Raw genomic sequence first — 11552 nt, forward strand, 5'->3', positions numbered from 1 at the left:
GGAATTACAGGACTATGTCCACTGGTTTAATAACATACGAATTCACGGAACCCTTGGATATGAAAGTCCGATTGATTATAAAGATAAACACCTTAAAAAAGTTGTCTAGTTTAGTGTTGACATACCAACCTTTCTATTCGTAGAGTAAAATAGAAGCAGTCACTGTTGTGCATACCATGAAATCAATACAGCTTTTAGGAAAGGGCACTAAAAAAGAATATTTGGGAGATAAAATACAAAAAGGTAAAAACGCTTATCCCATTTACGGTTTTAGGTATATTGTCCGTGAGCAATTATTATTTTGATTGGAAAAAAGGATGTACCATTATGGAATATAATACATCCTTCTTAAAAAATCAGTATCTTTAATTATCCGCTACAATCATCCTTTTACTCTTCTAGATGCTACAAGTAAAACAATATCACTCTTGTAGAAAAGAAGAGGAAGAAAGCATGCAACAATGATATATAAAATTAATCCAGTATACCAACTGAACAACGTACAGACGAGAAAACTTATTACAAGAAGTACAATCAAAATATTATGTTTCATTAAGAAAATATCTAGCTTCTTTCCAAAATACCAATTTGTATACAATAACCATAAGAAAAAGGATGTAAAGTTAGCAAATGAAATATACTGAATATTTACCTTTAATCCAATGGCAACTCCATTTAAGGCTAACGCAATAAGTAAGGCAATAAGGTTATTCTTATTATAGTCTTTCTCTAAGCGCAATGTTTTATAAAAGTTTCCAGCAACTAAATTAATAATAGCACGGAACATAATAGTTGGATAAAGGATAGCGGTAATAGTTAGTGCATCTATATAATGTGGAAGAAAGTTTTGGACAACTACTTTCAACACAAAAAAGGATGCTAATGCTAACCCTGTTAAGCTTGCAATTATTTGATGCAATGTAATATACATTTTTGGTAATTTTTCTTGATCCATTCTTCTTACATATGGATAGATAAAGTTTGAAATAGCTGTAATGAACGTGAAAACCAAGCTTAATAAAGAAACGGCAAAGGAATAAAAGGCAAATTCTTCCAGGGTATAAAACCGCTCAATAAAAATACGATCAAGCCCCATAATAAAAACTCCCATGATGTTTCCTAGTAAAATAAAAACACCTACCTTAAACGTTCCTGTTATTTCACCCTTTAAAGATTGTAAGCTAGGAAGCTTTCCAAATACAATTTCTTTTAGGTGAAATATATATCGTGCAAACAAGGTAAGGTTCACAAATGTTTGTAAAAGTATATATATTACATAATTATCGACTTTCAACAGCAAGAAAATGAGTGTTCCTAGAATCAGGATGATATTATTAATAACAATATTACGAGTAACAGTCTTAAAATCTTTCGTAATTTGACAAATATAGGTGAAATAAGTTGTCAAATTTAAAAGAACTAGATTAATGGCTACAAATAAAAAAATGAGACGTTTATTATCATCACCATTTGCAAAAAGCAAAAATCCAATCAACAGACAGCCGAAGGCTAGTTGAAAAAGGCCGAGGAAAAGAGTAAACCCCCTAAACTTTTCCTTCGGCAGATTCTTATAATCATAATTTCCATACAAAACTAATATACCATCTGCATATCCAAAATGTGCAAAGCCAACGAATGTTAAATATAATGTAAACATTCGGTAATATGCATAGTCATGAATGCCCAATATTTTTGGAATAATTAATGATGTGACAATTCCGGCAAGCAATGTAACGATATTAGCAAAAATTACTCTTAGTAAATCTTTGTTTAGCATGCTTAGATTACCCACTATTCCTTAGTTTAGTTCCTTTAAATAAGTACTAAGTGCTTCTTTCCAATTTTTTAAAGGAGTTAAACCTTCCTCTTTGATTTTCTTCTTGCTTAATACAGAATATTTTGGCCGCTTTGCGGGACGCGGGAATTCGTTTGTTGTTAAAGGCGTTACTTTTACATTTCTTCTTGTTTGTTTGAAGATTTCTAAAGCGAATTCATACCATGAGCATTGACCATCATTAGTTGCATGATAAATACCATATTTTTCTGTTTTCATTAACTCTACCATAAAGTGTGCTAAATCCACTGTATATGTTGGAGAGCCTATTTGGTCATGAACAACGCCCACTTCACCGCGATCTTTTCCGAGACGCATCATGGTTTTTACAAAATTGTTACCATGAACGCCAAATACCCAGGCGGTACGGACAATAAAGAATTTCTCCGCGTATTCTTGTACGAATTTTTCCCCTTCTAGCTTTGTTTGCCCATACACACCAATCGGGTTTGTTGGAGACTCTGTTTCATAAGGCTCTGTTGCTGTTCCGTTGAAAACATAGTCAGTGCTAATATAGAGAATTTTCGCACCGAGCTTTCCCGCTGCTTGTGCAAGGTATTTTGTTCCAAGTGCGTTTACTTTATAGGCTGTTTCTTGATCTGATTCTGCTGCGTCTACATTTGTATATGCAGCCCCGTGGAGTATGATATTAGGCTGTATCTTGTCCATATATGCTAAGACAGACTGTTCATCTGTGATATCCAGTATTTCACGGGTTATTGGATAAACTTCACAGTCGCAGGACGTTAACACTTTTAATACATCTTTCCCTAACTGCCCATTTGCTCCTGTTACGACAACTCTCATTGTTTTTCCTCTAATCTCTCACTGTATTGCTTTGCAAAATACTCTTGATATTCGCCCGAAATGATATTTTCCCACCAATCACGATGATTTAAATACCATTCAATTGTTTGTTTAATGCCAGTGTCAAATGTATAATTTGGCTGCCAGCCTAATTCTGTACGTAATTTTGTCGCATCGATGGCATAACGAAGGTCATGCCCAGGGCGATCTTGTACAAATTTAATTAATGTTTCTGGTTTTTTTAAGTGCTTTAAAATTGTTTTCACGATATCAATATTTGTGCGCTCATTGTTTCCGCCAACATTATAAACCTCACCATCTCGACCTTCATGTAAAACCAAATCGATAGCTTGACAATGATCTTCTACATGTAGCCAATCACGAACGTTCAACCCATTTCCATATATAGGAAGTTGGTTGTCGTTTAATGCATTGATAATCATTAAAGGAATGAGCTTTTCTGGAAAATGGAATGGACCATAGTTGTTTGAGCAGCGAGTAATATTAACCGGTAAACCAAATGTTTCATGATATGCCCGAACCAGCATATCGGCCCCAGCTTTACTCGCGCTGTACGGACTGTTAGGTGCTAATGGAGTTGTTTCAGAGAAATATCCAGTTTCACCTAATGTTCCATATACTTCGTCCGTAGATACTTGTAAATATTTCTTCACATTAAAATTTTTTGCTGCATCTAATAAAATTTGTGTACCTTGGATGTTTGTTTTTACGAAGATATCTGGATTCGTAATACTTCTGTCTACATGAGATTCAGCCGCAAAGTTTAACACGTAATCAAACCGTTGTTTTTCGAATAAATCATTGACACAGTCACGGTCTGCAATGTCACCTTTTACAAATGTGTAATTTGCTGCACTCTCGATGTCTTTTAAGTTTTCAAGATTTCCTGCGTATGTTAATACATCTAAGTTTACAATATGGTATTGTGGATATTTTGCTACCATGTAACGCACGAAGTTGCTTCCAATAAAGCCTGCGCCACCTGTTATTAATAATTTCATATTTTTCCTCCTATTTCTCATATACAAAATTAATGTCAGCTTCCACTAAAATCGGGTGTTTTGTATCTTTTTCAGAAAGAATAGGATCCCTTGTTGGCCAATCAATGCCAAGAGCCGGATCATTCCAGAGAATACCTCTATCATGCTGTGGAGAATAGTATTCATCTACTTTGTAAGCCACTGTTGTGTTTGGCACCAACGTACAGAAACCATGAGCAAAGCCTTTTGGTACAACTAACTGATGTTTATTGTGTTCACTTAAAATTACTCCAACCCACTGCCCATATGTGGGAGACTCCTTACGGATATCTACTGCAACATCATAAATTGCCCCTGTGAGACAGCGTACAATCTTTGTTTGGGACTTAGGGTTGAGCTGGAAGTGAAGCCCTCGCAGCGTTCCAACTGGAACAGATAAAGATTGATTATCTTGTACGAATTTATAGCTTAAGCCTAGTTTATCGAATATTTCTTTATTGTAGCTTTCCATAAAATACCCACGATGGTCACCGAATACTTTTGGTTCTAGGATGACAACATCGTCAATTTTTGTTTTGATGACATTCAAAATAGACACCTCGATTTATTTGATTTGATTTGCAATTTTAATTAAGTACTGTCCATACTGGTTTTTCTTTAACGGTTCAGCAAGCTCTAATAGTCTGTCTTTTGTAATATAGCCCATTTTAAAAGCAATTTCTTCTAAACATGCGATTTTTAATGTTTGACGCTTTTCAATTGTTTCAATGAATTGTGATGCTTCAAGTAAGGATTCATGTGTACCGGTGTCTAACCATGCAAAGCCGCGACCAAGAAGTTCTACGCTTAACTCACCAAGTTCTAAGTATTTTTTGTTCACATCTGTGATTTCTAATTCGCCTCGAGTAGATGGTTTAATATTTTTCGCAATTTCTACTACACGATTATCGTAAAAGTAAAGCCCTGTTACTGCATAGTTAGATTTTGGCGTTTTTGGTTTTTCTTCAATAGAAACAGCCTTTCCTTCTGCATCAAATTCCACTACTCCGAAGCGTTCCGGATCGTTTACATAATAGCCGAATACAGTAGCTCCTCTTTCTTTTGCCGCAGCATGACGCAGATGTTCAGTTAAACCATGTCCATAAAAAATATTGTCTCCAAGAACTAACGCGACATTATCAGACCCAATAAACTCTTCGCCAATAATGAATGCTTGTGCCAGTCCGCCAGGATGTGGTTGAACTGCATAAGAAAGTGAAATCCCTAAGTCCGAACCGTCTCCTAAAATTTGTTCGAAACGCCCAATGTCTTGTGGAGTTGAGATGATTAAAATTTCTTTAATACCAGCTAGCATTAAGACAGACAGTGGATAGTAAATCATTGGTTTGTCGTATACTGGTAACAATTGCTTTGAAACAACCTTTGTTAATGGATAAAGGCGTGTACCGCTTCCGCCTGCAAGAATAATGCCTTTCATTATACTAACACTCCTTTGATATTTGTGTTTATATTTTCCCCGTTAGCTTTCTTAAATAGAAAGTTGTAGCTCGAAACGCACTTAATAGAGGGATTTTTATTGCCAAGTACTTTTCTGTAGAGTAATTTTCTAAGTAATACCGTTCACTTTCGACTGAACTACGGTATTTCAATAATCCTATTTTTTTAGTAGATTGCCCACTTTGATGTACAACGTAAATGGTGGGGTCTAGGTAGATTTTTTTATTTTTTCTACTGATTTTTTCTGTTAAGATAATTTCTTCCTCATATAAAAAGGTATTTTCATCAAATAATCCAATTTCATCCATTAACCTAGCATCTATCATAAATGCTGCGCCTGAAAATAGTTCTAATTCCATCAGATTTTTTTTATCTGTAATATCGACGAAATGATTTTTATAAAAGCTGGATTTACGGAAAAGACGGTTCAGTGGGCTGTATATAATAAAACGATGACTGATTCTAGGCTTCGTTCTTGCGCACCATCTTTGCACAGTATGGTCGGGATTTAAAATTTTCAAGGTAACAATGCCCGCATCTGCATTTTCCTTGAATACTTTTATCATTCTATTAAAAATCGGTTCTTCTAACTCTGCATCATTATTTAATACAGCGATGTATTCACATCCGTCTTTTATAGCTTTTCGGATTCCAACATTGTTTCCTCGTGCATATCCTAAGTTTGCATTTGTTTCTAGCAGCTCCATATCTATTTCTGATGTTGCTTGTATCGTTTTGGATAATTCTTTAACAGAATTATCAGTAGAGCCATTATCCACTAAATATATTTTCATACTAAGGTCTTGATCTAAATGATTTACAATACTATGCACCAAAGCATTGGTCGAGACATAGTCATTCCAATTTAAAATTACTACTCCTAAAGTATAGATACTCATAACAAGCTCCTTTGAAATTTTATAGCATATTATGTCGTTTTTTATCAATAACCATAATTATATAATCGAAACTAAACTTCATTCTACTACATTTTCAGTTTTTCTCAAATAAGACAAATAAATAATACACTATTCGTAATTGAACAAAAAAACAACCTTTCCACAATGGTCCAGGTTGTTTAATTATAGAAAGATCTGCTGATTCTTTGGTTTTCCTAGCATCAGAAGTGGCTCTTAGGATTTATATATGACTTACTCAATCTCTAAATCACATACAAAGTAAGCTAATATCGCAACAAAGTAGATGCTTACGGCTGGGGCTGTAAATACATGTCCTGCAGTATACGCAATTCCTAATCCTAGTACTAAGCTTATAGCAAGAAGTACATATTTTGTTGTAAATATTTGGCTGAAATTTCGAACTAAAGCCATTATACTTCGAATAGAAAAGTAGATAAGTGGGAAAATTAAAAAGATAAAGCCAATAATCCCATATGAGAAAAACATGTCATGAAAGTCCATTTCAATCATTTTAGGCTGATCTGTATAATTACCACCATAACCCATTCCGAATATTTTTTGAGCCGCTGGAGCTTCTTTATAATAATTTCTCAATAAATGTAAAAATTGATCTCGATTACTATAAATAAGTCCCTCTACATTTTCTTTATTTAGTTCTTCCTCATCCTCAATAGTTGTTTCATCTTCACTATTCTGTTGATATTCTTTTTGTTTTAACATACTTAAATGTATATTAGTGTTGGACACAACTGGGGTGTAAGGAGTAATTATTGCTACAATGGCTAGAATAACAAAGATGATAAATGCATTCAGCTTGTAGTTTATCTTAGTAGTATTTTTCTTTATTAATAAATCGATAATGGTCATAACCAAAGCAGCTCCGAATGAAATAATAACACCGCCGTACCCTACTTTTGTACCGATCATTAATAACGAAAATATAACTAGTAAAGCAGGTATCCAGTAATAGGCTTCCCCAATTTTCTTCGTTTTTAAGATAGAGTACCAAATCACAACAGGTAATGAAATCGCCAACAAAGATCCTAGTTCGTTACCGGCAGAAAACCATCCCGTTTTACCTGCTTTCATGTAGTTGTAGCTATTTAATCCAGTAGATGTCAAAGTCGAAAGAATCATAACAGCCCCGATGATGATCATAGCGTATATAAGATACTGAAGGAACAACGAACGTTGACTCTGTTTCAGTGATTTAAAAGCAATGAGGTATGCTAAAAGCATGGTAAAGGCGTATGAAACCTTTAAGGTAAGCTTTATTTCTGAGCCAATAGACATGGGATGTTTAAAAGTTATATTAATAAGCAAGTTAATAACGAAAATTACTATTAACGAAACAAAGTAATAGAGATATTTCCTGTTCTCTTTCTCTTTTGACTTGTATAAAATATATATTCCACTTATAAACATGACTAAAAATCGAACAAGCATTCCAGCAGTAACGTTTATTTTTAAGACAAGTATGCAAAATGTAGTCAGTAAATCTAGAATAGGTTGAAGGATTATAAAATATAAAAGAAATGTTTCAATGTTTTTTTCTATTGTCTGTAATCTTCCTAGCATCTTCTACCTCCAAATCAAATCACTTGAGAGAGTGATTTACTCCTCTGTTAACAAAGGCGTTTTTAATAAGTCAAACATGTTTATCATATCATTAAAGTATCTGCCCTATCTAGCCCTAATATTTTACTTGTATACCTTAAGTTTCTCGTAAAATCTCTCTGTAAAAATGTAAATCATCGATTGGTTAGTTTTTGTTGATAGAAGAAGACCATTAATTCAATAAAAAATGTCCCAAAGTAACTTCAATACTTAGGGACATCTCTTTTTAAAACTTATAAGGTGATGCATGTTCTGTTGTACTAAATAAGTTTGTGTCATTATAAGTAAACAAGACAATATCAGGCTTGTTTGTTTTAATATAGTTATTTAAAGACCCTTGATAATAACGCAAATCTAATACAGTGGTATGTGCAAAATGCTGAGGAAGTAATAAAAACATTGAATCAAAGTAAGAGTCCTTAATAACCACAACATGTAAATCATTTTTTGCTAGTTTGTTTAGTACATTTAATTCCGGATAATCTGTTGTATACACATCAACATAACTCACAGTTTCTTTGGAAACGCCACTACCAAAAATAGAGTCAACATTTACTTCGTTCTTTGCATTAACTGGACCACGGTATATTGTATAATTCATTTGCTTTGGTTTCCAAACGGGAATCTCTTCTTTAGCATTTACTAATCCATATAACTGTCTGTTAAAGCTTCCTAAAAAATTCCGATGTATAAACTCTTCTTGGAACGCCTCTTTATTTTGTAAATGAATTGGTACAATCTTCGCGAGTTTTTCCATTATAGCTTGATAGCCATAATATGCACCAGTACCATTCCAATGGTGATCTGTCCGAAAATATAGGTCGTCCATAGTTTTGTTGTCAAATTGTTCATTAAAACTTTTAAGAACATCAATAGTTGGCATGACATTCTGAACCTCATTAATGAAATAGGAACGATTTTTTTCACCACTTCCTTTTGGAACCCAAGAAGGGTATTTATTTGATAATGCATTAATCTTATGAGGTAAAACGGCAAACACAAATTTAGTAGTAGGATTGTCTTTCTTTAATTCCTTTAAATTTTCTACAGATTTATTAATTAAGTCTGGATAATACCCATAAGCAGGGCGAGGTATTATCCACTTATCATCTGTTATATAATAGTTGTTCACAAATGTTTTACCAAGCAGCATCTGCAGTTTGGTATATGTTTTAATAAATGCATCTCGTTTGTATAGTTGATCATAGAAAAAAGTTGAAAAGCCATCAAAATACGTTTTATTCCAGATGCCGGAAATTGTTATCCCGGGTTTTTGTGCAAGTGAACGGTTTTCGATACTTGAAATGGTTCTAGCAGGTGTAAATATTGTTGCCGCATAAAAAAAACTAATAGCTATACCAAATAAAGCTACAAACCAGAAACTAAGTTTTCTCCATATGCTATTTTTCATACTTTTCCTCCACTAAAAACGAAAATAAATGAATGGATTATATGTTGCAGTTACTAAATATAAAATTGAAGTTACAAACAAAATAGCATAGTAAACAGCTTCTGGAAATGTAAAGCCGAACCTAGCATTAATTTTATTCATAAACCATGGAAAGATTGGAGTAGCACCGATAAGGGCAATACAAAAAATGTACCAGTAATCGTGAACATATAATCCTACTTTTGTATCAAACAGGGGTCCCGCACCAAACATTGTTTGTAAATATATTTTCGAATATGAAAATGAATCTGCACGGAAAAATACCCATCCAATCATTACAAGTAGTAATACATAACTATGTTGGAATATTTTGGGCAGTCTTTCTAGGATTGTGGAAAGGCCCGCTTTTTCGAACATAATGAGAATTCCATAATAAATTCCCCATGCGACAAATGTCCAACTTGCTCCATGCCACAGGCCTGTTAACATCCATACAATAAACAAATTAAGATAAATTTTTCCTTCACTAACCCGATTTCCTCCTAATGGGATGTATACATAATCACGAAACCAAGACCCAAGTGAAATATGCCAACGGCGCCAAAATTCGGAAATAGACCTAGATATATAGGGATAGTTGAAGTTTTCAAGAAAGTCGAAGCCGAAGCATTTTGCTAGTCCTATTGCCATATCACTATACCCAGAGAAATCAAAATATATTTGTAAAGTATAGGCTAAAATTCCTATCCATGCCGCTGCAGTACTAGTTGGTGAAGCTTGAAATATTTCATCTGCCACCAAACCAAGTTGATTTGCAATAAGAACTTTTTTAGCTAAACCAATAATAAAACGTTTTAGTCCATAGGCAAAGCTATCAATTGTTACTGTACGTTGATGTAATTGATGAGAAATCGTATTATAACGTACAATAGGGCCTGCCACCATTTGTGGGAATACTGTAAAATATAGCGCTAAGTCCAAGATATTTCTTTGTGGAGACACTTTTTTCTTGTAAACATCTATTAAATAACTCATAGCATGAAAGGTAAAGAAAGAAATACCTACAGGTAGCGGCAATTGCTTTATCGAAAAGGAAAGACCAAGTGAATTTAGAATTTGTACAATAAAAGCAGCGTACTTATAGTATAAAAGAATTGATAAATTAATGATAATTGCGAGAGTTAATACCATTTGCGGCCTTCTAGTATTTGCAAGTGAAAGCCCAAAAAAATAGTTGATAAATATAGATAAAAGCATTAAGAATACGTATTGGGGTTCTCCCCACGCGTAAAATAACAAACTAAAAAATAAAAGGATGATGTTTCTGTACTGATCACAAGCAAGAAAATAAAAGCCAAGGACTAGCGGAAAGAACCAAAAAATAAATAATAAATTACTGAATACCATATATAATCCCTTTCGTCGTTTAATTAATAAGCATGATGCACAGTAGATAAAACATCAATTAGATTATAAAAATGATAAGCCAACATATGTATTCGAAAACTTAGACATAGAGAGCTATCAATAGTATTATCCAAATCATTGAAAACATGTTAATTAGAAGTGATATCATGATTTGAATTTTGTTCCAAAATAACGAATTTTGCTTGTATAATCAATAATGACGTAGATATATCGATTCATTTTAGCACAAAATAAAAGGTCTTGAGTAAAATTTTTCTTTTTCTCAAGGTCTTTTTTGGTAGTTTAAAATGGATTATAAAAATAATTATTTATTTTTCATATGGTAAGAATGTATCTTCATAGGTCAGTAATACAATAAGAGCGTCTTACTTAATTATATTAATAATGGGAGAAAATCTTATGCTGGAAGTGAAATGCCCTGTTTCTTTTTCACCTGTAGGACATTTAAAAGAGTTTAGAAAAGATCCTCTTGTGTTTTTGGAGAGCCTGTATAAGCGCTATGAATCTATTGTTTCCTTCCAGTTTGCACATCGTAAAATAAAACTGTTACCGGAAGCGACTTTGGTATTAGCCACTATAGTACAGCGGTTTACTTTTGAACTTGTACCGAATCATTATGAAGTGAAACCTGAGCCTCTTATCACGCTTCGCCCGCAAAATGTACTTCGTATGATCGTAAAAAGAGGGGGAATAATGAACAGTAGTTAAAGAATAGTGTATGTCAAATCTCTATCTAAAGCTGCGAGAGATATTTCTTATAGGGTAGACGAATAAAATAAGTTTAGAAGGATAGTAACTGCATAAGTTATATTACTTACAGCATGGTATTGGACAGGATTATACAAAATGAAAATAGACTAAATTTACTATTTTAAACAAACGTTGAATTAAAAGAGGTACTGTATGGAAGTGTATACAGATATACAAAGTATGGATAGGCTACACTTAGTTGGACAGAATTTTTAAGGTCAAGTAGACTACATATAAAATATTTGAGGAGAATCTACATGGCCAAAAGAGAACGCCGAACCTTTACTGAAGATTTCAAGCAACAGATC

The 11552-nt window shown here is 33.6% G+C and carries 11 protein-coding genes; 2 read left to right on the forward strand and 9 right to left on the reverse strand.

The window, feature by feature from the left end:
* Positions 1 to 109, forward strand: a 109-nt coding sequence (locus J7Q84_RS17980; RefSeq protein WP_209096616.1) for an IS3 family transposase, incomplete at its 5' end; no start/stop codon positions are given.
* A gap of 273 nt (positions 110 to 382) precedes the next feature.
* Here J7Q84_RS17980 and J7Q84_RS17985 read toward each other — a convergent pair.
* The 9 genes from J7Q84_RS17985 to J7Q84_RS18025 form a co-directional block, all read right to left on the reverse strand.
* Positions 383 to 1777 carry a lipopolysaccharide biosynthesis protein gene (locus J7Q84_RS17985; protein ID WP_209096597.1) on the reverse strand — a complete coding sequence of 465 codons (1395 nt, stop codon included), beginning with the start codon at positions 1775 to 1777 and terminating at the stop codon, positions 383 to 385.
* Between the two features lie 21 nt (positions 1778 to 1798).
* Positions 1799 to 2641, reverse strand: a complete 843-nt coding sequence (gene rfbD, locus J7Q84_RS17990) for a dTDP-4-dehydrorhamnose reductase (RefSeq protein ID WP_209096598.1) — start codon at positions 2639 to 2641, stop codon at positions 1799 to 1801.
* Complete coding sequence (gene rfbB / locus J7Q84_RS17995) at positions 2638 to 3663, reverse strand: dTDP-glucose 4,6-dehydratase (RefSeq protein WP_209096600.1); 1026 nt, start codon at positions 3661 to 3663, stop codon at positions 2638 to 2640. Before rfbB ends, rfbD begins: the two co-directional genes overlap by 4 nt.
* Positions 3664 to 3673: 10 nt before the next feature.
* Positions 3674 to 4231 (reverse strand): dTDP-4-dehydrorhamnose 3,5-epimerase, encoded by a 558-nt coding sequence (rfbC, locus tag J7Q84_RS18000; RefSeq protein ID WP_209096602.1) that lies wholly within the window; start codon positions 4229 to 4231, stop codon positions 3674 to 3676.
* A 15-nt stretch (positions 4232 to 4246) separates the two neighbouring features.
* Positions 4247 to 5119: a glucose-1-phosphate thymidylyltransferase RfbA gene (gene rfbA, locus J7Q84_RS18005; RefSeq protein ID WP_209096604.1), complete on the reverse strand. Its 873-nt coding sequence runs from the start codon at positions 5117 to 5119 to the stop codon at positions 4247 to 4249.
* Between the two features lie 28 nt (positions 5120 to 5147).
* Positions 5148 to 6038, reverse strand: coding sequence for a glycosyltransferase (locus tag J7Q84_RS18010; RefSeq protein WP_209096606.1), 891 nt, complete (start codon positions 6036 to 6038; stop codon positions 5148 to 5150).
* Positions 6039 to 6290: 252 nt separating this feature from the next.
* Positions 6291 to 7637, reverse strand: coding sequence for an O-antigen ligase family protein (locus J7Q84_RS18015; protein WP_209096608.1), 1347 nt, complete (start codon positions 7635 to 7637; stop codon positions 6291 to 6293).
* Positions 7638 to 7902: 265 nt separating this feature from the next.
* Positions 7903 to 9087 carry a DHHW family protein gene (locus tag J7Q84_RS18020; protein ID WP_209096610.1) on the reverse strand — a complete coding sequence of 395 codons (1185 nt, stop codon included), beginning with the start codon at positions 9085 to 9087 and terminating at the stop codon, positions 7903 to 7905.
* Between the two features lie 12 nt (positions 9088 to 9099).
* Complete coding sequence (locus tag J7Q84_RS18025; protein ID WP_209096612.1) at positions 9100 to 10473, reverse strand: MBOAT family O-acyltransferase; 1374 nt, start codon at positions 10471 to 10473, stop codon at positions 9100 to 9102.
* A gap of 420 nt (positions 10474 to 10893) precedes the next feature.
* On the opposite strand from J7Q84_RS18025, the gene J7Q84_RS18030 reads away from it, so the two are divergent.
* Complete coding sequence (locus J7Q84_RS18030; RefSeq protein ID WP_209096614.1) at positions 10894 to 11202, forward strand: hypothetical protein; 309 nt, start codon at positions 10894 to 10896, stop codon at positions 11200 to 11202.
* The last annotated feature ends 350 nt before the right edge of the window (positions 11203 to 11552 follow it).

The sequence above is a fragment of the Bacillus sp. 165 genome, assembly GCF_017742235.1.
Classification (GTDB): Bacteria; Bacillota; Bacilli; order Bacillales; family Bacillaceae_G; genus JAGHKQ01.

What these genes read in the sequence shown, in the direction of transcription:
- J7Q84_RS17985 (WP_209096597.1), bottom strand. Translation starts at nt 1,777, where the DNA reads ATGCTAAACAAAGATTTACTAAGAGTAATTTTTGCTAATATCGTTACA.
- rfbD (WP_209096598.1), bottom strand. Translation starts at nt 2,641, where the DNA reads ATGAGAGTTGTCGTAACAGGAGCAAATGGGCAGTTAGGGAAAGATGTA.
- rfbB (WP_209096600.1), bottom strand. Translation starts at nt 3,663, where the DNA reads ATGAAATTATTAATAACAGGTGGCGCAGGCTTTATTGGAAGCAACTTC.
- rfbA (WP_209096604.1), bottom strand. Translation starts at nt 5,119, where the DNA reads ATGAAAGGCATTATTCTTGCAGGCGGAAGCGGTACACGCCTTTATCCA.
- J7Q84_RS18010 (WP_209096606.1), bottom strand. Translation starts at nt 6,038, where the DNA reads ATGAGTATCTATACTTTAGGAGTAGTAATTTTAAATTGGAATGACTAT.
- J7Q84_RS18015 (WP_209096608.1), bottom strand. Translation starts at nt 7,637, where the DNA reads ATGCTAGGAAGATTACAGACAATAGAAAAAAACATTGAAACATTTCTT.
- J7Q84_RS18020 (WP_209096610.1), bottom strand. Translation starts at nt 9,087, where the DNA reads ATGAAAAATAGCATATGGAGAAAACTTAGTTTCTGGTTTGTAGCTTTA.
- J7Q84_RS18025 (WP_209096612.1), bottom strand. Translation starts at nt 10,473, where the DNA reads ATGGTATTCAGTAATTTATTATTTATTTTTTGGTTCTTTCCGCTAGTC.
- J7Q84_RS18030 (WP_209096614.1), top strand. Translation starts at nt 10,894, where the DNA reads ATGCTGGAAGTGAAATGCCCTGTTTCTTTTTCACCTGTAGGACATTTA.